This window comes from Paenibacillus alvei DSM 29 (assembly GCF_000293805.1).
Taxonomy (GTDB): Bacteria; Bacillota; Bacilli; order Paenibacillales; family Paenibacillaceae; genus Paenibacillus_B; species Paenibacillus_B alvei.
The window spans coordinates 19,488-39,176 of the sequence record NZ_AMBZ01000013.1 but is presented as its reverse complement, the minus strand read 5'-3'; the positions used below and the strand labels follow the sequence as shown (position 1 = coordinate 39,176).

Here is a 19,689-nt window from a genome sequence, read left to right as displayed (position 1 = left end):
CCGAAGCCCCCTATTGTACTTTGTGACCGAAAATGAAGGAATAGTTAGTGAAACCGTATGCCCAACGACCGATTGCTTTATATTTGGCAGCCTCGGTGTCGAAGTCAGTCATCGTTCCGTTCTCCACCTTACGTCTCCACTGCCAGATGTTAAATTGCTTCAAACGTGCAGAATCGGCAGCCCACCAGTTTTTACGTTGAGTAGGATTGATAAATGGATTAACGATGACTTTGATATTACCCATGTACATATTCGCGTCAAAGTTATTGGAACCAGGCTCATACTTGGGCAATTCAGAATCCGGCAATCCTGCGATTTTAAACGCTGCTCGTGCGTTATATGGCGCAACAATGAGCGTATCCGGGATTACTGCCAACGGATTACCGCGGTCGTCTTTCCATTCCTGCATAGCAACTGCTGTTTCATCCCAAGAGTCAATAGTAAGTGCCTTATTGCCAAGATTGGACTGAACGTCTTTGTCATTAGTCGGGCTATAAGGATGATCGGCCGCGCACAACGGTTTGCCATCAGGCCCCAAGTAATTGTCGTTTCGGCCACGCCAGTTTGGCCCTGTACCAACAAAAGCGTTGTTCAAGAACTCTACGCATTGCAACTGTTGTGTTTTGTATACTGCGTCTGCCAGAGATGTTATGCGGCGTTTAATTTCGGTAAGTTCAAGATCGTCAACAAAGTCGCGTTCGATAACGCGACCATCAGAGAACTTGCGGTTCTTGATGATTTTCTGCCATAATTCGTCGATGTCTTCATAGAAAACTTGGTTATTCGAATGTTTCCATTCTTCCATCAAGCCTTCACCGCCGACACCTTCGTAACTCTCCATTGCTTTTGTAGATGTTGTTGCATTGTAGAGTAATGGAATGAAGTCCTTTTTGTTTTTGTCTCCATCGAATAAAGTTCTTTGAAAATTGGCTCTAAAACTCGTGGATCCCATCGTAGTGCTGTTTGCATATATTTTTATCCCCCTTACGAGAACTGCCGCTTTTTAACCTTCACGCGGCACGTCTTGTTATTATTGTTAACTTCAAAAATAGACAGTGATCCATCCGCAACAACAGCAGCATCAGCAGCCAACCCGTCTACTGCCACAGCCACAGCAGCAGCACCTGATACAAACCCAGCAGCAGGTGTACCAGTGAATGGTGCATCATACCAATCACCTTCACGGGCAAGTATATATTCCGTCTGTACATTCTTGCCCGGCTTCACATTCGCCGTGAGGAATCCTGCAACAGCATCTGTTGGCCCGGCCTTTGTTACTCTACCATTTGAAATCTTGATTGCTTCACCTGCAAACCCTGCTTCATCGTCAGTCATTAAATGTTGTGTTATGCGTGTAGGATCTTTCCCGTAATCGTTGTAAACATAAACAAACCCTTTAGCCATAATGAAATTTCCTCCTATTCAAAATTCTTTGCATACTTCTGCGCTTTCTTTGGATCGATATCAAACATTGCGAATGCCGCAGCCAATTCAGGCGGTGCTTGTGGTTCTAAATCAGTACCACCTGCTCCTTCAACCTGCACTCGCTTGTTAAGCCGTTGCTGCTTTAACGTCGACTGTTCAGCGCGTTTCCGCTCGTCTGCTATGATGCTATCTCGATGTACCAGCTCATACGCGTCGATCGGATCATATCCACGTTTGATACGTCGTTCCATTTCTGGTGTCATCCAATCAGCCTTACCATCTTCACCCGTTTGCTCTGCTAGCTGCGGATATTTGCGGAATAGATCTTCCCACCCCTGCAAAAGCCGTTGTTGTTCTTCCTCTTGCTTGCGGATAGCCTGTGCCTGTGACTCGCGTTCCAATACCTCTTTTGCTTGGTTAAGCATCGGATGATTTTCGAGATACTGTTCAACTGCTTCAGGATCAAGACCGGCATTCTCGGCCTCTTCACGCATCTGCTTCTTGTACTGCTCAAATTGATCATGTTGGCGCTGGATAGCTTCTTGCTCAATGCGGTCAAGGTTCGCAACCAATTCTGAATGGTCTTTGAATCCCTGCTGTCTTGCAATTCGATCAAGCGCGCTTTCATACTGTTTTGCCCTTCCCTCAATCTTTTCGTAATTGAGTCCTTTCCGGGCATATTCCGGGATCTTGTCCTCGTCAATAAACACTTCTTCCTTGTTGTGCTTGACCGTGATCCCCTTACGTTCTGGCTGCTCATCTTCTGGTTCACGATCTATGGGAGGATGTTCACCTTCTGACTCTGCTGCCAGTTCTTCTTGCTGATAGTCCAGTCCAAACGATGCGAATGCTTCTTTCATGGACTGTTGGTGCTCGTCTGCCTGTGGGTGGACTGTCTGGCCTTGCTCTTCGACTCCTGCGCTATGGGTGGCGCCGTGGTCTACTTCTGACATTCGTATACCTCCTAATCTCCTATGGGTGGGAGCTGATATAAAAAGGGCTACCACTGCACTGTGATAGCCCTACTAAGGCAACATAGGTTGCTGCCCTGTATTCATTTGGTTGGACATGTCATTAATCAGTTTGATCTTTTCCATATCCATCTTCTGTTGCTGCATTGATTGGTTGAATTGTTTGTCAGCCTGTTCTTGCTGCATACGCTGATCTGTAAACTGACCTAAAGCCTGTTGTAAAGATGCGTTCTCTTGCGCCAACTGCTGCGCCTGCTGCTGTGCCTGCACAAACTGTTGTTGTATGCCTGCCTGCTCCTCAATACGCCGCTGGATCACGTCCATAGGCTCCATACGGCCTGTCTGGATAACAAATCGAACTGCCTCAGCGTCAATCATCGGTAAGCCTGAAATAGGGTCTTTGGCATTGAGCAAATTCATAGCCAACTGTAGCCAATACTCTCTATCCTGCGGCTTATCTACGCCAATGTGCACGTTGATGTCGAATTCTGGGACAAATTCCTCTTGTACCGGACGTACATCAGACATCATTTCACCCGTTTCAGGATCTTGCAACTGCTCTCCTGTGTCAAACTCAGCATCAACTGTACTAACGAGAGAGTCACGACTGATAGACACGTTGCGCCCTGTTACACGCGCTATGCGCTCATTTGTGTAAAACTGGGCAATCAATTCGACGTACTGGGTAAATACATCCGCAAGCGCCTCGCTAATTAGATCGGATACAGTATTCAACCTCGTTCCAGCAGCAGCCATAAGCGCCTTTGCCTGTTCGCCTGACGTAATGCGGGAATCGGCTTGACCGTTGGAGCTATCAAACTGTCCAGGGATCTTTTGCATCATCTCATCATAGTAGTTGAGCATATTGAAAACGGTACTCGGGACGTTTACACCATCCAACTCTTTTACGCCATTCATACGTCCATGGGCAACTGGAAGCATAGCACCCGGTATGGCGCGATGTTCTTGCCATACTCTCGGCTTGGCAATAGCACCTTCCTCGTACATGATACTGCCATTACCCATCTTCGCCATCGTTTCAATGGCAATTTCAGCGTACTTGTTCTTGAATATCTGAGGCTTTATCATGTCACGCATGAAGCCCTTACCCCAGATGTTTCCTTCTTCGGGGTAGAGTGTGCGTGCCGTGAATGGATATTGCCCATGATCGTATACATACGCCTTATGCTCAAGGAACACACCGGACGTGGAAATGTAGATGCAATGTACACCTTCCATGCTTCCTGAAGCCTTTGCCATCATCTCAGATGGATCAATGCCTTGTGCAAGCTTCTCCTCGGCTTGTTCTTTGAACAACTCTTTGTCCTCATCACTCACCAACTTAGGTAGTCCGCGATACCAGTATTCGATAAGGCCCGATGTCTTATCACCTACTGTTGTATTTGTCGATGATTCTCCACCGGTTGCGTCATAATCGTCCGTGTTGAATATCTCGACATCAGTTGATACGTTATCAGGCAGTACCTTACCACCTTGCTTTGACCAACGTTTCTTGAAGTATTCCAGCGGTCGCCGTGTATGGATTACGATAGCTGACATGTCTTGAAGGTGTATGAAGTCCGTAACACGCGGATCAGGGAAGAAGCTCCCCAAATCAACTGGAAGGATATCGTTCCTACCCTGCCACCGGTGCATGCCACGTCCGCCCTCTATGGTTGGATCAAATATTGTCTTGTAGATAAGTGGCCCGTGAATAACACAGCGCCGTACTGCCCGTGTATGCTTGTGCCTGAATTTAATTTGGCGCAGCTCATATGGCATGAAGTCATTCAGGTCACGAGCCTTTTCCTCGTCGCTTGGCTCTATCGCGGTATAATCAGGGTATGGCATCCACCCCGTCAGCTTACCAACGATAGATTCTATCTGCGAGAAGGCTACATTCTCCACCGCGTCAGGCCGTAACTTTGATACAGCTTCTGTTCTCAATCCGCGCCAATGGTCACCCATATAGAAGCGTTGTTCTTGCTGCCATATGCTCTCCATTGGTTGACGCGCGGACTTGAACACCTGGTAATCCTGATTAACCATTTCCCATAGCTTCTGCTGTTCCGGTGTATTGGGATTGGTGCTGTCTTGCTTCTCACCAGACCCATCCGAGAATATACCCTTAAACTTGTCTATCAACTTCACGTTTTATCACCGTCCGGCATATTCGGATCATCGTACCAGCTTAATGGCTTCCTAACGTGTATTTCCTCTGTAGGAGCATCGCGAGCACTTGTACCTGTCACGTAATCTGTATAGTTTCGCGCCATAAGCTTATTGGTCAAATCATTTATCATTGCATCCTGCGCCTTTATACGAAGACACAAAAAAACGATGACCATCAATAATGCGATCACCGCTATTAGTGCATATTCCATTGTCCTCACCTCACACGTATTCAATCAAGCGGTCTATATTTGCTTCTATGACTCCATATGTTATGTCAGCCTGCAAATGTGTCACTAGATAAGCGCGCTGCATTAATTCCCTGTTTGACCACGCTGTCGCTACGTTCCCATCATCAAGATCGGCAGCAAATACAAATCCTTTTATCTGCCCATCTCTTGCACGCTGCAATAAGTCTTCCAATGCCTCTACAACATGATCCTGATCTGTTTTAAACCTTACGAGCGTTCCCATATCTCACCTCACCAGAATCCTTGTACACTTGGTATATCGTCATCGTCATCGTCTTCAAAGTCACGCCGTCTATCAGGCAATGCTTCTGGCGTAGCTGACCATGCTTCTTCTTGTCCTAAGCTGATTGTGTGGACAATCTCACCTGCCATACTCAAGGTATCTACTTGGTCGTCATTACTACCACGCGGGAATGACATTAACTCTGCTTCGAAATCATCCAACCATAGCGTGCCTTCTCGATGGAATACCTTTCCCACTTCATACCGCGCAGCCATCGGCAATGCCCTCGTTACCTTATCCTTGTCTACCTTCACAGGAAGGATTGTCATGCCGTCGCGCTTACACTCTTGTATAAGGTTGGTACCGAATGTCTTGTCCTCTATTGCTTGGAACTTAACTCTATAGCGCTGTTCCATTTGTTTGAGCAATTTCTTTTGCTCTGGACCTTCAATATGTGTCCGGAATACGTCATCAACAAGCAAATCATGTTCAGGCGTAACCCATATTGTTGTTACAACAAAATAGTCATTAATCGTTTTAACACTATTCGCTGTATCCACCGTTTGGAAGCACCAACAATCTTGCTTTGCGTATCTCTTGCCATTACCAAGCACGAAGTATTGGGCATTATGGATAATCTCTTCACGGTAATAGTTGAAGTGTTCACGTTTAAAGATAGTACCTTTAGCTGCGCTCGGTCTTTGCTGGTACAAGGCATTGAACACATATGAGCCTACATCTGATTTAATCTGCATCATCCGTTTTAAATCAAATCCGTATTCTGGCCACAATGGCTCTCCTACCTTTCTACCCAAATAGTCGTTATCCTCGGCAATAGCAGGAAAGTTGATTACCGTCCACGTCTCACCTTCATGGGTACCTGCCTTTATCTCTTCCGCCTCTTTCTTGAGCAGCCGCCCAACCAAGTCATCCTCATGCCAACGTGTCATAACGACAATAATACGGCCATCTGGCGTTAACCGGGTATAGAGAGTGGATGTATACCAGTCCCATATCTTAGCCCTGATAACCTCTGAATTTGCTTCCTCCGCATTTTTAACAGGGTCATCGATTATTGCTATTCTAGCGCCCTTACCTGTAATCGCACCGCCGACACCAGCGGCATTTACACCGCCACGGCAGCCGTCAATTGTCCACGATTCAGATGATTGATTCTTAGGATCTATTTGAACGCCAAACACTTCTTCATGGCTAGAAAGCGTATCCCTTGCAATACGAGAAAAGCCCCTACTCAGGTCTAAAGAGTAAGAGGCTACTATGATTTCATCATTTGGATTTCTTCCTACATGCCAGGATGGAAACTTCTTTGATACACGCTCCGATTTCCCGTGTCGTGGCGGCATTGTAACTATAAGGCGTTTTAGCTCTCCAGATGACACTTTCATTAATGCATCGTCCAACACGTCCAGATGCTTTCCTTCTCGATCTCTGAACTCACTGTCATAATCGATAAAATATGAGAAATCAACATATGCCCGCGCTTGTCTTACCTCAGTCAGTGTCGGCAGCTTTTGTAATGATGTGCTCAAGGTTCGCCAACTCCTCTTTGCTGAGTTTCTTCAAGTCGTGCTTATGCTCATGGCTCATTGTCCCATTTACGGTCAATGCATCCTTATTAAACATGCCAAGGTGGCGAGCTATTGAGTCTAACGCGATTTTTTTGTCATGTAACTTGAATGCTATGCCTTCCTTTGTGTGCCTTATCTCAGCCACTGCAGCTCCATCTATTTCGTCACTGGGCTTCATTTCTATGACATCCGCGTAATCGATCACTGGTTGTCCTTCATGATATCCTACAACCGTCTTTTCTGTCCTGAATGATAGATAATCCTTAATGTCCGCGAAACCTATCTTTGCATACTCTTCTAACACACGGTCGGCTGTTATCTTAGTCCGTTGGGAACGCGCGTCCATAGCATCCTGTATGGCCTTCTGTATGTCTGGTTTTGTTAGGTTCTCTTGTCCTATCTTACGAGCTGTACGGGCGCTGTATCCTGCCCTAATCGCTGCTTGTGTGGCATTGAGATCGATTAGATATTCTGCCACAAATGTTTCTTGTTTCGGTGTCAATGCCATGTGTATCATCTCCTTTATATAAAATAAAAAAGCCACCCATGTGGGCGACTATTCGAATATGTAATCTTCTGTTTGTTTTGGTTTCTTTTCACTTGGTATACCCATTATTGTTAAGCTTCCATCATGTGATAATTTCACTGCTTGGCGTGCTTCCGGTTCTCTCATCATTTCATTGAAGCATTTAATACTTACATTAACTTTTTCCGGTTCTCTTCTGTATTCGCGCTTGTAATTAAATATTGCTTTATCTAGATCCGTTAACTTACCCATACACCCACCTCCTATAGACTTATAATTCGATTATAATCTATTGTTGTCATACTTCGACTCTAATGAAGGTATTTCCTCCTATGAAAAAAAGCCGCTGACTTTCAGCGACTCATTTCGATTCTATTTTTCATCACCTGGTCTTTCATATCCTATTGCAAATTGGTTTATTTCGTAAGGTTCAGGTTTATTTCCAGTCGATTTTACAAATAGGTATATCTTCCCATAATATGCAGGAACGAAAATATTAACTATCCGATGGAGACGTCCCACCTTTTCTGCAAACAACGGACTAGATAGTCGTCCGTGTCCGGATCGGTGATAAAATTGCACTCCTAACTGCAGATTATTTTCTGCTGATGGTGACTTAATTTCAAAAGAGAAGAATCTATTCTTTGATGTATTATTTTCCCATTCGAACCAATCATAATCCGTAGAATCTTGGATTACACCATTAAATTTGATACCAGGCTCAATTTTAATAGCCTTTTCCATTGTATCCCCCATACCCGGCATAGCAAATGCACTCATCGAGAACACCGACATTAATGCGAATACTAGAAGCGTTGATACAAACTTTTTCATAGTATCCCACCTTCATATGTAGTAGAGTTATTTTCCAACTCTCTCCTATATAATACCATTATTTAACTTAAGATGTATCTCTTTTTCTATTAATCTTAATAAAAGTACCGCCCCCTAAGGAGCGGCTATGGAGGAAGGTTATAAATAACAAGTTAAGTAGACGCTGCGCGGTTTCCACCGGAAGTGTACGGTATATCGCTTATTTGCGTCCGTACCCGGAGTTGTTAACCGCGCTTTTTATCGTCTTATATATAGGTGGCTTTCGTATGGGGTTATTTTTTTCACTACTTGAAACAATTATTCTACGATCTTCCCTACGATCTATCCGTATATCATCTAATGCATCTAATGCAGAATTTCGATACGCTATTTGCAACGGATCGCGGTCGCTAATAATCCTGTTAAAAGGCGCTTCCGTGCTTTTGAATAGCGGTTTGTTATTAGCTTTGATTATTTCTTGCACTAAATCGTCTTTTAGTTTTTTGTATAACTTTTTGGTCTCTTCTTCAGCTATTCTTACAGTTTCTTCACGCGAGACTGATGTTACAGATTCTATTTTTTCTATCAGATCTTCATGGAACTCGTCAAGAGGCCTCTTTACTATGGTTGCGGCAACCGTGTCAGGATCTATGAAACTAAGTTTGTTGTCAACTTGTCCAACTTTTTCTTTAAGTTCGCCTAATATCATACTTAGATCGCCTTTCAAATTATCTGCCTTCGTCGCTTCTCTGACTGATATGTATATCGCTACAAATGCTAGTGATATCGATACGAAGGTTGCGCCATAGGATATTAAATTCATTACTTGAATATCATTAGCATGTGCAGCTCCAAATGTTAATGAAATACATACCATCACCCACAGCCAGTCTCTGTGTCTCCAATCCATGTCAGTACCCCCGTTTTATTATATGAATATCCATAATTATACACAATATCTAGTTCGAATGGCATACAAAAAAAGACGGGCATCCCCGTCTTAAGTGATAAGATCAAATAAATCTACCTGCCTACTATGATGATGGAGTTTCTTTTTAGCCTCGTCCACAAACCACTGAATAGAACTCTTGCTTAATCCAGTAATCTCCGCCGTTTCACCGTAGGATAAGCCTCCACCAATGACCATCTCATAACATTCCCTTTCCCTCAGAGAAAGCTCGCCTAAAGCAAATTCTATTCGTTCTCTTTCCCTTTCGCTTAACCGATCTACTTGCACGGCTCCTCCAGATGATGTCTTAGCTATATATGCTTGGAGATGAACAGGATCAATGGGTTTCTCGCGTTGATATGCTGCCCTGCGCTCAATACCTCGCTTATTACCAGGTCTGCGTCCCGTCTCCAGCCATTCTAGAATGAACTCGGAATCTGATATCATTTCTCCATATGTCTTCATTTCAGATTCAAGAGCCACGATAGCTGCCTCTAAGTCATCCCGTTCTGCTTGGAAGGTAGTCGGCAAAGTCACTTTTGCCATGAGCTTTGTCCGTTCTTCCTTCTTGGAATCCCGCAGCCGTTTCAATTCCTCGCGTTTCCGCTGCAGCGCCTTGCGTGTATCCTTGTATTCTGGTATCAAATCCTCCATTGGTGATCACCACAAATCTCAAATAGAGATAGTTGGCCTTCCTGTACATATTCCGATGCATCTATGACATAACCACGTAGCAGCCAAGCAGGTTCTACTTCTGTGGACTCTTCCGCCTCGCCTTTGATCGGTTTCCCTGCAATTCGCTGCTGCCCTTTATACCGGTTGTCCCATGTTTCTGCCGCCCGTTCTGTCCATACCCAATGTGTCTTAGCGGTTACTTTCATCACTCCACCCCGATTACTTCTAGCATCTCGATGATCTTCAGAATGTCATTTGTAAGTTCTAATTCTGCTTTGTGTCCGTCAGCAATATATGTCTCTCGCCAAGAACTAATTGATTTCTTGAGTACGGATAAGCGCTTTTAGGCTTCATCTGCTCTTTGCTTTTCAGCCTCACACTCTTTGCGCATCCGCAGAAATTTGAACTTGAGTGAATAGTAATCACAATTTTTCTTTGCTATGAACCTCGCCAGCTCTTTGTACATTTCATCTTTCTTCTGGTACTGCTGTAGCCAATAAGGGAGTGCTACACGGGAGTTGGTCATGAATTGTATATCTTTTTCTTCCGGTTCTTCTCCCGCAATAGGATAATAAGTCGTGTAGTTTCCAAACCAGCACACACTGAACCCATCAGAATCTGTTATCTTTCCATACTCGCTATACTCTTTGTTCCCGTCTTCCCATTTCCACGGCCCTTCTGAAGCTTGCTTGCATATATTCCAATCATCTTCCCAGTCTCTTGTCGGCTGCTGTGTTGTTTCAGGCATCCTTACTATCTCCTTTCAGCAGCTCTGGATTCTCGTATTTGTTACCTATATTTTTACACCCTTTAATATCCACTCCAATTCAGATCGCGACGAAACTCCATCTTGAACACAATCGAAGATGTAATCCCTAGCTTCATCACTATCATAAAAATGCTTATTAACGAGTAGATCCAAAGGTGTAGGATGTAAAAAAGAATCTCCGCTATCAACACAAAACATTCCTAATTTATAGATCACTACTTTGGCAATACGCTTCAATTCTCTTCCTATAAATTCGCGGTGACGTTTGTTATCTATAAAGTATTCCTTATATTTCGGCAGAACGTAATAATACTCTATTATGTCACCTTCATATATCTCCTGCCCGTTGCGGTCGTGGAGGCCTGTGAATTGGCGTACCTTGTATTTATCTGGTTCACTTAACATTGCCACAAACGGCTTGTGACCTAAGTCATCTAATTCAATGATTTCTTCCCATGTGATCATTACATTCAATTCAGTGTCATATGCTTGGAACTTAGTTGGTCTACTCATCCCCTATGCCCTCCCCAGAACTGAAATGTCAAAGCCTGATTCGATGAACTTGATACTCATGTTTCGATTACAGTCATTACCTAGATACGTGTATATTTCTCTCATCTCATCCTCTGAAAAGTCAGTACACAAAGAGTCATTTACCACTCCACGTATTAGCAACTTAACCTTCTTACTTACGCCTTTGCAGCTTGGTCTTGATAACCATGATAAAACCTTCATCTTCAAATCAAGCTCAGATTCAATCCGATTTAATCCCAAGTAAATGTTGTATTCTGGCTCGATAATTAATTCATGGCTGCTATTGATGAATGCCTCCGGGGACTTTTTGAATACCAAGTCAACGAAGTTTCTCGTAAATTCATTGTCATACCATTGTCTACTCATCCCCTGTACCTCCTGACTCAGCGAAGAAACCTATCTCCCTGTAAATTTCAATCACTTCTTCGATGGATTTTGCCGCTTTTAACGATTCGACCATTTCTTTATCCAATACAAAATTCACACTGTTTCGAGTTACGTTATGATTGCCACTAAAGCAAACTCCCCCTAATCGGTCATAGTTTCTTGTGGTCATAGCAAACGTGTAATTACCTTCGAATTGTATTAAGGCTCTGATTAAATCGATGCTGTCACCCACCTGATATGTCATGACTCTGTTTCCTCCCCATTCTCATGATCGTATTCTTCTTCAGTGATCGGAATCACCCATTCAGGATCGATGCGAAGCTGTTTTGCCAATGATACTGCAAGCCGTTTATGTTCTGCTCTCATGTCATCAGGAGGATTTTTGCAACCTCCAAGCTTTATCTGTGAATAACATTCTGCTGGATTCCCGTCTTCATCATGAGCCATTTCAGCTTCCGGACTTATCCAGAAACAAAATCTAAGGTTGACCACCGTTTTTTCCTCCTCTGATTGGTAAGAAATGTACCGTTTAACTGCTTCCTTGAAGGTCATTTCACCAAAATCCGGTTGTTCATTAGCCCATTCCATGAACTCTTCCATCTCGTCTCCACTTGTACAAACCGTTCCATGTTCATCTATTCTCATGATTGCTTCCCCTCCTTGACCTCAACATAACCTGCGCCGCTGCACACTGGACAATCAGGATGGTTCTCCGAAGATGTGTATCCTCTTCCATTGCATGACGAACATTTTTCAACTTCTCCACTCAAATAATAGTCACTCATTCCGTTCTCCCCTCCTGTATGCGGTCAATAGCTGCTTGCAACTCATCGTGCAAGCTCAACATATTGCATTGTGGGCACAACTCCATGTTTCGGCGTTCCATTTCTGAGACAGCTAATATATCCATAACGTCCGTAAGAGCATTAGATATGACAGTGAGAGCGTCTTGGAGCTGCCCTTCGACTTTTAGTAACTCCGCCACATGTTCGTTATGCGAAGCTCTTTCTGCTGCGTACTCTTCTTTCAGCCGTTCTACTTCTTCCCGAAGCTTTACATTGTCCTCTCTATGCTTCCGTAGCGCCTTACACGCTGCGTCATATGCATCTGGTGTTGGGCATTGCTATAGCTTCCGCGAGCCATTTGTCGGCTTCCTCCCATCCTGCCTTTTCGGATTCAATAAGATCACATAAATCATCTGAATCAACGGAAACTTCAACATTTCCACAAGTAGATTGCAGCAAAATGAGATTCTTTCCCCATTCTCTTCTGGCTTCATCCGTTAGCTTATTCATTCTGTTCACCATCCCCAAGTATGATTATCCGTTCGCCTGTCTGTGAACCGGTCACCATGAATCCGACCACCACAATATCTTCAGCAAGGAGTTGAACATATTCGAATCCTTTGTTGTGAATAGATTCTGCCAACTTTCCGAGCATGTCCGGTTTAATCATTAGGTTCCGGTGGCCTCCGTCTTTTATCATCGCCGTTATGTTTATCAACCCTGTATTCATCCCTTTACCTCCCATAGAGGGCCCGAAGGCCCTTAATCTGCAAAGTCGAAAACTTCTACTTCATCACCATTTGGCGTAATGACAACACGTCCTTTTCCAGCCGTCCCCAAGAATCCGTATGCTGCCCAATTACAACCAGCACCATCTGCATGCCGTCCAATACACTCCTGGTAAACTGAGCTTTTTGCTTTTGCTAGTTCCATCCCACACTTGTCTATAAAGTCTTGTCCGCACTGTACATGTCCGCACGATGAGCATTTAAACCTCCACTTGCTCCCATCTTCACCGAAGCGTTGTTTTGCTTCCTCTCTCCACTCTTGCAAAGCTTGTTTGATCATCGTTCTACACTCTCCCTCGCCTTTTGTAACTGCTCCATAACTCTATCCCGTTCCTCGGCAGCCGCTGACCATCTAGCGTTAGCCGTTGTTACCCTTGCACGGGAAGCACCTAGCCCAAGATTCCGCCGTGCTTCCGCTGCCTGTTCCGTTTTCCGTTCTGCCGCTGCCAACCTTCTTTCCAGTAACGTTATTTGGTTCATGTTCTCTCCCCTTGGGCTTTGCCCATATAGTCATCTATTGCTTTGATTGCGTACAAAACAGGGAATATCTGTGCCGGATCAACCGCATTCCCCAGCGCCTTCAACCGCCCTACTCGATCCTTGACACCGGTTGCTACTCGGGGCGGCTCCCAGTCGTGTTGCGGCTGTCCCATAGGCGCAGGCTGTGGATACTCTTCCATCCATTTCACCAGTGCATCTAATGGGTTAAATCCACGTCCGTCCAACCAATTGGAAAATTCATAAGGCATTCCACCCAGTCCGGGTTCAGTTGACCACCTACTTTTTCCGGGTGTTGATTCCCCACAGCTCCGACTAACATTGTTCCATGTGTCCCGTTCGCTTCGGATGGAGCTAGAGGTCTGATCGGTTTCCAGTCTTGGCTTGCAGTCGGTGTCGGCCAAAGTTTCACTGCATCGTTGAGGTTCTGACTCCATCCTTGATTCTGTTTCCGTTCTTGACGAGGTGAATCCGGGTTGTCTCCGCTTCGAAAATCTCTCGCTTGTGGAGTTGGCCACATCTTCACCATTGTTGCTAGATTCAAACTGTGACTGCTTCCGTTCGAACACTTTCTTCTTCCCGTTTCGGTCAGTTCGATATTTTCCCTTGCTGTAGTCTCCGATGCTGTCGGTGTAGCCCAGAATGAAGACTCTATCTCTTCTGTGCGGGGCGCCGACGGCACAAGCCGGAATAACAATTGCTTGCGCTGCGTAACCGAGGCTTTCCAAGTCAGAAAGCACATCGTCGAGCCCCAAAGTGATGTGCCCAGCAACATTTTCACCAAGGAACCAACGGGGTCTGATCTCCGATAGGAGTCTAGCAACTTCTGGCCAGAGGTGGCGGTCATCTTCCGTGCCTCTTCGCTTCCCGGCATTACTGAAAGGCTGGCAAGGGTATCCGGCTGAAATAATGTCAATTGCTCTATCGTTTGTGATGATTCCATCCCGTTCTAAAACCTCCCTAGTGAGTTCACACACATCGTCATATATTGGGACATTAGGCCAGTGTTTGCGTAACACTCGCTGCGGGAACGGCTCCCTTTCGCAAAATGCGACTGTGTTCATGCCTGCCCATTCCGCCGCAAGGTCTATTCCTCCAATACCTGAGAATAGGCTCAGCTTGTTCACTCTATTCCCTCCCTTAGGATGCTGTATTCAAAATGAGTAGTGATTTTAAGTAATTCGCTTTGCGTTGCTTCCCCTGTGGAAAATCTGAACGGAAGGACGAGAATAGCGCCGCCAGACAGATAAATTGGCATGAAAGGTGACTCATATCCTCTCACGACTTTATCTGTCGTAAGCCCCATGAATCGGTCGTTTACTAATGCAAATCTATCGCCAATTTGCAGTACCCTTGCCTTCACACCATCAATGTCTTTTAAGTAAGGAGTTACTTGCCCCTCAACATTTGCATCCTTGTACTTTGCTAAACCTTCATGATTCAGTAGCGAGAAATCATCTTGTAGTTCTCCGCCCATTATTTTCAACGATTGCCCGTCTTCTGGTATCCTCAAAAATATCCCGAGTAACACAGACATCACATCCCGAGGGACTTCTGTGAACGTAACCATGAAATGCCGATCGGTTATCGTGTGACCTTCTTCAATCTTGCTCCATATCAAGGTTCTACTTGCTGCATATTTGATTAATTGACATAGCTTCTTTGTATTTATTGACATGTCCGTTCCCTCCCTCACAGTACTTTCCCGCCGTGACGCTGTGGCCGTGTTGCGTTGTATGCCATCTTTTCTGCTATTGCTCGTTCCAAGTCGATGCCGTACCGTCCGCAAGCATCAAAGACCCTAATAACAACGTCCGCGAATTCCGATGGTATACCGCAAGGCTTCCACTCTGGTGTTCTTTGGCGATCCGCAACGATCTTTTCGCCGTCTACTTCCTTCTCGTACCATGCCTCAGTTGGTTTCTTTCTGTTCCGGTAATCCTCCAGCGCCTCAGACGCTTCCGAATGAATCAATGCGATAATTTCACCGAAGCTCCGTTCTTCTTCCCACCAGCCCTTTGATACTGCGTTCATGTGTGATTCCTTGACTAATTCGTTAATTGTTTTCATTGGTTAGTTCCTCCCTGGTATAGTCCTAGCTCTGAAAAGGCTAGAAGTAGTTTTTCAAATGCTGAACTCCGAATCTTTGCATATGTCACCGCACTAACTGGCGGATCAAGCTTGAATGTGTAAACTTGCATATCTGATATCCTGTCTTGCTTCATGTACCGTTCTTGAATGATTTGTTTTTCAATTGGATCCAATCCAGAAACAATGTCATCTATCGAGAGGCATATCAGTGCTTCTGCTGGTACTTCTGGTAGATTGAGCTTGTTTAAAATGTTGAATTTTCGGTATCTGATAAAGACTTGTTCTATTGCTGTTTTGACCTCTTTATTGGTCATAAAACCACCTTTTCACGTACATATGTTCGGTTTATGGCATACGAAGTTCCGCGCCAGTAATGCTCATACTGGTTTATGCCCGTTTTTTCTTTTTCTCCGGTTTCGGTGCTAAGATTGCGTCTATGACTTCTCGTTGATATTTCGTAGTTGCACTTCCCATCCGTATGGCTCGCATTACTTGAGCTAACACATACGCATCTCTTACGTTGTCGCTATGGTGTTCAAATCCCCAATGCTTGAATATGTGAACTGCAAGCTCATCCTTTTTCGCGTTTCCTTTGCCTGTAGCGAATTTCTTGAGTTGAGAAGGGGCTATCTCCATGTACTTAATCCCCCTCAAGTACATTTCCATTCGGATTCCCCAGCCAATACCCCCCAGTATGAATCCTGATTGTGATGAGAATCCGAATCCCTCTATACCTACCAGATCGCCGTCTTCGAGTGTTTCTGACGTTGTCCCAATGATGTCAGACATGCGTTTAGGGTCTTTACCTTCCCCAGTGACTTCGAAAGCGTCAATCAAGTTTCCGAACTGATCCATGATGCAAATACCTGTCTTAGTGGACGGGTCAATTCCTACAATTCTCATTTTGGCTATCCCCTTCTATTTTTGATTTTAAGAGGTTCTATTTTTTCAGACGACCAAACACCCTAATAATTCCTGCTGATCGAAATCTACCTATGTTCCGTTCGTCTGACGCGCTATATCTGCCAACAGTTCCGCCGTCTTCGCTTTGAAGAAAGCTTCTTGCTTTTTCCCTTGGAACGCTGAACAGGGAAGCTTCCGCAAACATCTTGCGCGCTATGCTGTCGGTCCTTTCGAACGCTTCTCGAAGGTGATAGTCCCAGCTCTCCCAAATCTCCTGAAGCTGTGTTTCTTTACCCATGCTGCTCTTGTCCGTTCTTTTCTTTTCCGATGCGGTTCCATAACTCTTGTACTGCTTGCTGTTTATCTTCCTCGCCCGCATTCTCGTCCATTACAACTCCACATAATTGCAATGTTGTAGCTGCTGTAAAGTTCATCCCCTCATCTCCCTTGCTCCTGGAATGACGAATTTACTTGTTTTTCCGAAGTAGTTCCGATAGGGCCCGATCTTTTCCATCCTTGCCCGTTCTTCATCGGTCATCTGCCGTTTTGTAACTTCACTAGGCTTTCGAACTGCGTCTTCCATTTATCTCGCCCCCGGATGGTCGTCCACTTCTGGATTGTTGCAGCATGGACATGGACCAGTTTTTATACCGCCTTTAACTAACCAATACATTACTCCGGTTCCTTCGCATACTTCACACATCGCTATCCCCTCAATCTGTAGTTGAGTTCCATTCCTCCTGCCAGTGTCACCGTATGTCCCTTTGCCATTTCTCGTAGTCGGCTGCCGATTGCCTCATCAATTCCGCACATCTGTGCAAAGCTACGTTCTGAGCTAATCATGAGTGGCAGATTTTCAAGATACCTATAGTTCACAATGGCGAAAAGCTGTTCCAGTTGAAACGGTGTAGGCTCAGTTCGTCCCTTGAAAACATCGTCAAGGAATAACACCTTTGCTCGCTGAAGTCGCCCTATACGCTCATCTAGTGCCCCTAAATCGTTCTTTAACTCGTTGAACCCTTCCACCCACGGGAAGTAGAGAACCTCTATACCTCGTTGTAGGAGCTCGTTCGCTGCTGCCATAAGAAGTGTCGTCTTGCCACTGCCCGGACGCCCTAGGAGTGCTATGCTGTTTTGCCGTTGGTCTTTGATGTTGTCGAAGTCCCTTACATACTCACAAGCAACTGCATATGCCTCTCTTACGATTTCCGATACGTTCAGATCAAAGCTATCAAATGTCTTCTTACGGAACTCCTCGGTAATAGCAGAGGCTTTGAATAGCCGTTCAAGGTTTCGCCTCTTCTCGCATTCACAATCAACCCAAAGATCAACAAAGTATTCTATATCGCCGTGCCGTTGAGGTACCTTTTTGAAAAATCCTCGTAAGTCTTTACACTTAGGGCATTCATATTTAGCTTCTACCCGGCTTATCGAGGAACGCGAATTCGCTCTCGCTGCTGCTGCTCGTCGTTTTAGCTCTTCCAGATCCAGCGCTTTGATTGCCTTCTGCATGATGCTCCTCCTTCCAAGGTTCATCTATTCCGTTTGCTTTCCAGTTCTTTAAAATGCCTTCCACGTATCCAAGATTCCGCTTTCCCTTCACAACTGCTTTCTTCATGGCCTCACATACCCAACGGCTGCCGTATACATCCTCCATATCTTTGATTCGTTCTGAAAGGAATGAACTCAACATACCGAATCCTTCAGACTCAAATAATCTGAATGGGTTGTCTTGAATATTTTCAGGACTACGACTATCAAAAATCTGTTCTAGTTCAGTTCTGTTCTCTTCAGTTCTGTTCTCTTCAGTTCTCTTCTGTTCAGTTCTGTTCTGTTCAGAGGGAATCCCTGGGAATTTCCCGGAATTGTCTGGAATGTACTCAGGAAATTTTGATTTTGTTCGCTTATGAAGACCTTGTTGATGCTTATCAAAGTTCAAAATCTGAATGAATCTTTCCCCGTCAACCTCATACCACGCAATCAATTCGGCATCGTGTAAACGGCTTAATGACGCCTTTATTTCACTGATATCCTTGCTTTGTAAAGGAACTACAAGTGCTTTCACCTTGGCTGGAGAACCAACCATACGCCCAAAGTCATCTGTATGAGGAATCATCCATGTGAAAAGCAGCATGTCGAATACGTCGGGCAGCTCATTCACTTTTTCCGAAATAGATATGACTTTCGAAAGCATGCGCTTTTCAGCCATCGTCAACACTCCTTTCACTTCTAGTAGTTTCTGAGATGTTCCCGGAATTTCCCGGAATGTTACGGTATTCGGTGGAAAGCGCTGTATTTATCACTCGTGCTATCAATTTTCGGAATCTTATCCCCTCTGGTGTTTCATCCAACCAGTCGTGACATTTCATGCAAAGATGTAATAGATCCGTGACTTTTGTCTTCCAGTCTAATTGCTTGCGGCCAGTAAGGTGTGCTCTTTCAACCGCCCGCGCCTTGCCACACATCTCACATATGCCATTGCTCCGTTCCTTTAGCTCCGCATCCACAGACGGGCTTATATCGCCCATCTGCTTTTGCGTTAGCTTCATTCGCTTACTCTTGCCCGGTTTCGGTACCGGATTAAATGGTAGTGTCATGAATCACACATCCGTTTGATATTTTAGAATCGTTTGTAAGGCCGAAACTTGTACCTTTATCGCGTCCGCTGCTTCTATGCCTGCTTTAAACCTCGCCTCGGCTAAATCGCGCTGAAAAAGCTGTTTAGATACATTGCCTTTTGCTATGTCCGTAATGATTGATACAGGCATCCCATCGGCTTTAAGCCTTAGAATCTCTTGAGCAAGTGCTGAGCGGTAATCTCTTTCGCTCTCAGCCTTTTCCCTACCCAAGTCGAACAGCGCGTCAGCTGACCTACTAAGGCGCTGAGAGGCGCCATGTATTTCGCCTGTGATACGTGTAAGTTCCATTAGCCCTCCTAGAATGGCAAGTCTTTATCTTCGTAACCAGTTGGCGGATGTTCACCGTAGGAAGGAGCTTCCCCGTCATTAGTAGACCGCTCTAGAAATCTAACATTGTCCGCGATTATCTCAGTCACGTAGACGCGCTTTCCTTCGTTGTTATCATAGCTGCGCACTTGCATACGGCCTTCCACCGCTGTGAGACGTCCTTTGCGTAGGTAGTTGGCGCATGTCTCCGCCAGCTGCCGCCAAGTAACGACTGGAATGAAGTCCGCCTCGCGTTCACCGCTTTGGTTGGTAAATGGTCTATCTACCGCAAGTGTAAATTGAGTTGTTGCAGCTCCGCCTGGTGTGTAACGTAATTCCGGATCCCTTGTAAGTCGTCCTATCAAAATCACTCGGTTTAGCAATTGTTACGCCCC

At 45.0% G+C, this 19,689-nt stretch carries 35 protein-coding genes and 1 pseudogene; all 36 read right to left on the bottom strand.

Features of this window, described 5'->3' with window-relative positions; all coding sequences use genetic code 11:
• Positions 1–10: 10 nt before the first annotated feature.
• The 36 genes and pseudogenes from PAV_RS28595 to ssb all read right to left on the bottom strand — a co-directional run bounded on the left by PAV_RS28595 (position 11) and on the right by ssb (position 19,677).
• Positions 11–952 carry a Mu-like prophage major head subunit gpT family protein gene (locus PAV_RS28595; RefSeq protein ID WP_005551837.1) on the bottom strand — a complete coding sequence of 314 codons (942 nt, stop codon included), beginning with the start codon at positions 950–952 and terminating at the stop codon, positions 11–13.
• A 32-nt stretch (positions 953–984) separates the two neighbouring features.
• Positions 985–1,404, bottom strand: coding sequence for a hypothetical protein (locus PAV_RS28590; RefSeq protein ID WP_005551836.1), 420 nt, complete (start codon positions 1,402–1,404; stop codon positions 985–987).
• A 14-nt stretch (positions 1,405–1,418) separates the two neighbouring features.
• Positions 1,419–2,378, bottom strand: coding sequence for a hypothetical protein (locus tag PAV_RS28585; protein ID WP_005551835.1), 960 nt, complete (start codon positions 2,376–2,378; stop codon positions 1,419–1,421).
• Positions 2,379–2,450: 72 nt separating this feature from the next.
• On the bottom strand, positions 2,451–4,547 hold the full coding sequence (locus tag PAV_RS28580) for a portal protein (RefSeq protein ID WP_005551834.1): 2,097 nt from the start codon (positions 4,545–4,547) through the stop codon (positions 2,451–2,453).
• A complete protein-coding gene (locus PAV_RS28575; RefSeq protein ID WP_005551833.1) occupies positions 4,544–4,780 on the bottom strand; it encodes a hypothetical protein in 237 nt (78 codons plus the stop codon). Before PAV_RS28575 ends, PAV_RS28580 begins: the two co-directional genes overlap by 4 nt.
• Before the next feature lie 10 nt (positions 4,781–4,790).
• The gene (locus PAV_RS28570) at positions 4,791–5,042 is read right to left on the bottom strand and encodes a hypothetical protein (protein WP_005551832.1); all 252 of its coding nucleotides are present in this window, start codon (positions 5,040–5,042) and stop codon (positions 4,791–4,793) included.
• 8 nt (positions 5,043–5,050) lie between these two features.
• On the bottom strand, positions 5,051–6,592 hold the full coding sequence (gene terL / locus PAV_RS28565) for a phage terminase large subunit (RefSeq protein ID WP_005551830.1): 1,542 nt from the start codon (positions 6,590–6,592) through the stop codon (positions 5,051–5,053).
• Entirely contained in the window at positions 6,555–7,139 is a 585-nt protein-coding gene (locus tag PAV_RS28560; RefSeq protein ID WP_005551828.1) for a terminase small subunit, read from the bottom strand. The genes terL and PAV_RS28560 overlap by 38 nt, the downstream gene beginning before the upstream one ends.
• Before the next feature lie 48 nt (positions 7,140–7,187).
• Positions 7,188–7,409, bottom strand: coding sequence for a hypothetical protein (locus PAV_RS28555; protein ID WP_005551827.1), 222 nt, complete (start codon positions 7,407–7,409; stop codon positions 7,188–7,190).
• 120 nt (positions 7,410–7,529) lie between these two features.
• On the bottom strand, positions 7,530–7,991 hold the full coding sequence (locus PAV_RS28550) for a hypothetical protein (protein WP_005551824.1): 462 nt from the start codon (positions 7,989–7,991) through the stop codon (positions 7,530–7,532).
• Between the two features lie 199 nt (positions 7,992–8,190).
• The gene (locus PAV_RS28545; protein ID WP_005551823.1) at positions 8,191–8,880 is read right to left on the bottom strand and encodes a hypothetical protein; all 690 of its coding nucleotides are present in this window, start codon (positions 8,878–8,880) and stop codon (positions 8,191–8,193) included.
• Positions 8,881–8,970: 90 nt separating this feature from the next.
• Positions 8,971–9,573, bottom strand: a complete 603-nt coding sequence (locus PAV_RS28540) for a sigma factor-like helix-turn-helix DNA-binding protein (RefSeq protein ID WP_005551822.1) — start codon at positions 9,571–9,573, stop codon at positions 8,971–8,973.
• Positions 9,561–9,800: a hypothetical protein gene (locus PAV_RS28535; RefSeq protein ID WP_005551821.1), complete on the bottom strand. Its 240-nt coding sequence runs from the start codon at positions 9,798–9,800 to the stop codon at positions 9,561–9,563. Before PAV_RS28535 ends, PAV_RS28540 begins: the two co-directional genes overlap by 13 nt.
• Before the next feature lie 137 nt (positions 9,801–9,937).
• Positions 9,938–10,342, bottom strand: coding sequence for a hypothetical protein (locus tag PAV_RS28530; RefSeq protein WP_005551820.1), 405 nt, complete (start codon positions 10,340–10,342; stop codon positions 9,938–9,940).
• Positions 10,343–10,387: 45 nt separating this feature from the next.
• Positions 10,388–10,876, bottom strand: coding sequence for a YopX family protein (locus tag PAV_RS32865; RefSeq protein WP_005551819.1), 489 nt, complete (start codon positions 10,874–10,876; stop codon positions 10,388–10,390).
• A gap of 3 nt (positions 10,877–10,879) precedes the next feature.
• The gene (locus tag PAV_RS28520) at positions 10,880–11,263 is read right to left on the bottom strand and encodes a hypothetical protein (protein WP_005551817.1); all 384 of its coding nucleotides are present in this window, start codon (positions 11,261–11,263) and stop codon (positions 10,880–10,882) included.
• Positions 11,256–11,528 (bottom strand): hypothetical protein, encoded by a 273-nt coding sequence (locus PAV_RS28515; protein ID WP_005551815.1) that lies wholly within the window; start codon positions 11,526–11,528, stop codon positions 11,256–11,258. Before PAV_RS28515 ends, PAV_RS28520 begins: the two co-directional genes overlap by 8 nt.
• Positions 11,525–11,929 carry a hypothetical protein gene (locus tag PAV_RS28510; RefSeq protein WP_005551813.1) on the bottom strand — a complete coding sequence of 135 codons (405 nt, stop codon included), beginning with the start codon at positions 11,927–11,929 and terminating at the stop codon, positions 11,525–11,527. Before PAV_RS28510 ends, PAV_RS28515 begins: the two co-directional genes overlap by 4 nt.
• Positions 11,926–12,069: a hypothetical protein gene (locus PAV_RS35415; RefSeq protein ID WP_005551811.1), complete on the bottom strand. Its 144-nt coding sequence runs from the start codon at positions 12,067–12,069 to the stop codon at positions 11,926–11,928. Before PAV_RS35415 ends, PAV_RS28510 begins: the two co-directional genes overlap by 4 nt.
• Before the next feature lie 312 nt (positions 12,070–12,381).
• The gene (locus PAV_RS28500) at positions 12,382–12,579 is read right to left on the bottom strand and encodes a hypothetical protein (RefSeq protein ID WP_005551809.1); all 198 of its coding nucleotides are present in this window, start codon (positions 12,577–12,579) and stop codon (positions 12,382–12,384) included.
• Positions 12,572–12,799 (bottom strand): hypothetical protein, encoded by a 228-nt coding sequence (locus tag PAV_RS28495; RefSeq protein ID WP_005551808.1) that lies wholly within the window; start codon positions 12,797–12,799, stop codon positions 12,572–12,574. Before PAV_RS28495 ends, PAV_RS28500 begins: the two co-directional genes overlap by 8 nt.
• 32 nt (positions 12,800–12,831) lie before the next feature.
• Positions 12,832–13,137 (bottom strand): VVA0879 family protein, encoded by a 306-nt coding sequence (locus tag PAV_RS28490; RefSeq protein WP_005551383.1) that lies wholly within the window; start codon positions 13,135–13,137, stop codon positions 12,832–12,834.
• Positions 13,134–13,337, bottom strand: coding sequence for a hypothetical protein (locus tag PAV_RS28485; RefSeq protein ID WP_005551805.1), 204 nt, complete (start codon positions 13,335–13,337; stop codon positions 13,134–13,136). The genes PAV_RS28490 and PAV_RS28485 overlap by 4 nt, the downstream gene beginning before the upstream one ends.
• Positions 13,334–13,537 (bottom strand): hypothetical protein, encoded by a 204-nt coding sequence (locus tag PAV_RS36645; protein WP_238555948.1) that lies wholly within the window; start codon positions 13,535–13,537, stop codon positions 13,334–13,336. The genes PAV_RS28485 and PAV_RS36645 overlap by 4 nt, the downstream gene beginning before the upstream one ends.
• A 276-nt stretch (positions 13,538–13,813) precedes the next feature.
• Positions 13,814–14,419, bottom strand: a pseudogene (locus PAV_RS36640) (DNA cytosine methyltransferase); the annotation flags it as partial.
• A gap of 59 nt (positions 14,420–14,478) precedes the next feature.
• Entirely contained in the window at positions 14,479–15,033 is a 555-nt protein-coding gene (locus tag PAV_RS28475) for a hypothetical protein (protein ID WP_005551802.1), read from the bottom strand.
• A gap of 14 nt (positions 15,034–15,047) precedes the next feature.
• Positions 15,048–15,425 (bottom strand): nucleoside triphosphate pyrophosphohydrolase family protein, encoded by a 378-nt coding sequence (locus PAV_RS28470; RefSeq protein ID WP_005551800.1) that lies wholly within the window; start codon positions 15,423–15,425, stop codon positions 15,048–15,050.
• Positions 15,422–15,760 carry an ArpU family phage packaging/lysis transcriptional regulator gene (locus tag PAV_RS28465; RefSeq protein ID WP_005551798.1) on the bottom strand — a complete coding sequence of 113 codons (339 nt, stop codon included), beginning with the start codon at positions 15,758–15,760 and terminating at the stop codon, positions 15,422–15,424. Before PAV_RS28465 ends, PAV_RS28470 begins: the two co-directional genes overlap by 4 nt.
• A gap of 73 nt (positions 15,761–15,833) precedes the next feature.
• Positions 15,834–16,349 (bottom strand): crossover junction endodeoxyribonuclease RuvC, encoded by a 516-nt coding sequence (locus PAV_RS28460; protein WP_005551796.1) that lies wholly within the window; start codon positions 16,347–16,349, stop codon positions 15,834–15,836.
• Between the two features lie 290 nt (positions 16,350–16,639).
• Complete coding sequence (locus PAV_RS35410; RefSeq protein ID WP_005551794.1) at positions 16,640–16,783, bottom strand: hypothetical protein; 144 nt, start codon at positions 16,781–16,783, stop codon at positions 16,640–16,642.
• The gene (locus PAV_RS35405) at positions 16,780–16,932 is read right to left on the bottom strand and encodes a hypothetical protein (RefSeq protein ID WP_005551793.1); all 153 of its coding nucleotides are present in this window, start codon (positions 16,930–16,932) and stop codon (positions 16,780–16,782) included. Before PAV_RS35405 ends, PAV_RS35410 begins: the two co-directional genes overlap by 4 nt.
• 122 nt (positions 16,933–17,054) lie before the next feature.
• The gene (locus tag PAV_RS28450; RefSeq protein WP_081505853.1) at positions 17,055–17,861 is read right to left on the bottom strand and encodes an ATP-binding protein; all 807 of its coding nucleotides are present in this window, start codon (positions 17,859–17,861) and stop codon (positions 17,055–17,057) included.
• Positions 17,761–18,558, bottom strand: a complete 798-nt coding sequence (locus PAV_RS33935) for a DnaD domain-containing protein (protein WP_005551792.1) — start codon at positions 18,556–18,558, stop codon at positions 17,761–17,763. The genes PAV_RS28450 and PAV_RS33935 overlap by 101 nt, the downstream gene beginning before the upstream one ends.
• Positions 18,551–18,946 (bottom strand): hypothetical protein, encoded by a 396-nt coding sequence (locus PAV_RS28440; RefSeq protein ID WP_005551790.1) that lies wholly within the window; start codon positions 18,944–18,946, stop codon positions 18,551–18,553. Before PAV_RS28440 ends, PAV_RS33935 begins: the two co-directional genes overlap by 8 nt.
• A gap of 3 nt (positions 18,947–18,949) precedes the next feature.
• The gene (locus tag PAV_RS28435) at positions 18,950–19,276 is read right to left on the bottom strand and encodes a hypothetical protein (protein WP_005551786.1); all 327 of its coding nucleotides are present in this window, start codon (positions 19,274–19,276) and stop codon (positions 18,950–18,952) included.
• An 8-nt stretch (positions 19,277–19,284) separates the two neighbouring features.
• Positions 19,285–19,677 (bottom strand): single-stranded DNA-binding protein, encoded by a 393-nt coding sequence (gene ssb, locus PAV_RS28430; protein WP_005551784.1) that lies wholly within the window; start codon positions 19,675–19,677, stop codon positions 19,285–19,287.
• Between the last annotated feature and the right edge of the window lie 12 nt (positions 19,678–19,689).

What these genes read in the sequence shown, in the direction of transcription:
- PAV_RS28595 (WP_005551837.1), bottom strand. Translation starts at nt 952, where the DNA reads ATGGGATCCACGAGTTTTAGAGCCAATTTTCAAAGAACTTTATTCGAT.
- PAV_RS28590 (WP_005551836.1), bottom strand. Translation starts at nt 1,404, where the DNA reads ATGGCTAAAGGGTTTGTTTATGTTTACAACGATTACGGGAAAGATCCT.
- PAV_RS28585 (WP_005551835.1), bottom strand. Translation starts at nt 2,378, where the DNA reads ATGTCAGAAGTAGACCACGGCGCCACCCATAGCGCAGGAGTCGAAGAG.
- PAV_RS28575 (WP_005551833.1), bottom strand. Translation starts at nt 4,780, where the DNA reads ATGGAATATGCACTAATAGCGGTGATCGCATTATTGATGGTCATCGTT.
- PAV_RS28570 (WP_005551832.1), bottom strand. Translation starts at nt 5,042, where the DNA reads ATGGGAACGCTCGTAAGGTTTAAAACAGATCAGGATCATGTTGTAGAG.
- PAV_RS28560 (WP_005551828.1), bottom strand. Translation starts at nt 7,139, where the DNA reads ATGGCATTGACACCGAAACAAGAAACATTTGTGGCAGAATATCTAATC.
- PAV_RS28555 (WP_005551827.1), bottom strand. Translation starts at nt 7,409, where the DNA reads ATGGGTAAGTTAACGGATCTAGATAAAGCAATATTTAATTACAAGCGC.
- PAV_RS28550 (WP_005551824.1), bottom strand. Translation starts at nt 7,991, where the DNA reads ATGAAAAAGTTTGTATCAACGCTTCTAGTATTCGCATTAATGTCGGTG.
- PAV_RS28545 (WP_005551823.1), bottom strand. Translation starts at nt 8,880, where the DNA reads ATGGATTGGAGACACAGAGACTGGCTGTGGGTGATGGTATGTATTTCA.
- PAV_RS28540 (WP_005551822.1), bottom strand. Translation starts at nt 9,573, where the DNA reads ATGGAGGATTTGATACCAGAATACAAGGATACACGCAAGGCGCTGCAG.
- PAV_RS28535 (WP_005551821.1), bottom strand. Translation starts at nt 9,800, where the DNA reads ATGAAAGTAACCGCTAAGACACATTGGGTATGGACAGAACGGGCGGCA.
- PAV_RS28530 (WP_005551820.1), bottom strand. Translation starts at nt 10,342, where the DNA reads ATGCCTGAAACAACACAGCAGCCGACAAGAGACTGGGAAGATGATTGG.
- PAV_RS32865 (WP_005551819.1), bottom strand. Translation starts at nt 10,876, where the DNA reads ATGAGTAGACCAACTAAGTTCCAAGCATATGACACTGAATTGAATGTA.
- PAV_RS28520 (WP_005551817.1), bottom strand. Translation starts at nt 11,263, where the DNA reads ATGAGTAGACAATGGTATGACAATGAATTTACGAGAAACTTCGTTGAC.
- PAV_RS28515 (WP_005551815.1), bottom strand. Translation starts at nt 11,528, where the DNA reads ATGACATATCAGGTGGGTGACAGCATCGATTTAATCAGAGCCTTAATA.
- PAV_RS28510 (WP_005551813.1), bottom strand. Translation starts at nt 11,929, where the DNA reads ATGAGAATAGATGAACATGGAACGGTTTGTACAAGTGGAGACGAGATG.
- PAV_RS35415 (WP_005551811.1), bottom strand. Translation starts at nt 12,069, where the DNA reads ATGAGTGACTATTATTTGAGTGGAGAAGTTGAAAAATGTTCGTCATGC.
- PAV_RS28500 (WP_005551809.1), bottom strand. Translation starts at nt 12,579, where the DNA reads ATGAATAAGCTAACGGATGAAGCCAGAAGAGAATGGGGAAAGAATCTC.
- PAV_RS28495 (WP_005551808.1), bottom strand. Translation starts at nt 12,799, where the DNA reads ATGAATACAGGGTTGATAAACATAACGGCGATGATAAAAGACGGAGGC.
- PAV_RS28490 (WP_005551383.1), bottom strand. Translation starts at nt 13,137, where the DNA reads ATGATCAAACAAGCTTTGCAAGAGTGGAGAGAGGAAGCAAAACAACGC.
- PAV_RS28485 (WP_005551805.1), bottom strand. Translation starts at nt 13,337, where the DNA reads ATGAACCAAATAACGTTACTGGAAAGAAGGTTGGCAGCGGCAGAACGG.
- PAV_RS36645 (WP_238555948.1), bottom strand. Translation starts at nt 13,537, where the DNA reads ATGGAAGAGTATCCACAGCCTGCGCCTATGGGACAGCCGCAACACGAC.
- PAV_RS28475 (WP_005551802.1), bottom strand. Translation starts at nt 15,033, where the DNA reads ATGTCAATAAATACAAAGAAGCTATGTCAATTAATCAAATATGCAGCA.
- PAV_RS28470 (WP_005551800.1), bottom strand. Translation starts at nt 15,425, where the DNA reads ATGAAAACAATTAACGAATTAGTCAAGGAATCACACATGAACGCAGTA.
- PAV_RS28465 (WP_005551798.1), bottom strand. Translation starts at nt 15,760, where the DNA reads ATGACCAATAAAGAGGTCAAAACAGCAATAGAACAAGTCTTTATCAGA.
- PAV_RS28460 (WP_005551796.1), bottom strand. Translation starts at nt 16,349, where the DNA reads ATGAGAATTGTAGGAATTGACCCGTCCACTAAGACAGGTATTTGCATC.
- PAV_RS35410 (WP_005551794.1), bottom strand. Translation starts at nt 16,783, where the DNA reads ATGAACTTTACAGCAGCTACAACATTGCAATTATGTGGAGTTGTAATG.
- PAV_RS35405 (WP_005551793.1), bottom strand. Translation starts at nt 16,932, where the DNA reads ATGGAAGACGCAGTTCGAAAGCCTAGTGAAGTTACAAAACGGCAGATG.
- PAV_RS28450 (WP_081505853.1), bottom strand. Translation starts at nt 17,861, where the DNA reads ATGCAGAAGGCAATCAAAGCGCTGGATCTGGAAGAGCTAAAACGACGA.
- PAV_RS33935 (WP_005551792.1), bottom strand. Translation starts at nt 18,558, where the DNA reads ATGGCTGAAAAGCGCATGCTTTCGAAAGTCATATCTATTTCGGAAAAA.
- PAV_RS28440 (WP_005551790.1), bottom strand. Translation starts at nt 18,946, where the DNA reads ATGACACTACCATTTAATCCGGTACCGAAACCGGGCAAGAGTAAGCGA.
- PAV_RS28435 (WP_005551786.1), bottom strand. Translation starts at nt 19,276, where the DNA reads ATGGAACTTACACGTATCACAGGCGAAATACATGGCGCCTCTCAGCGC.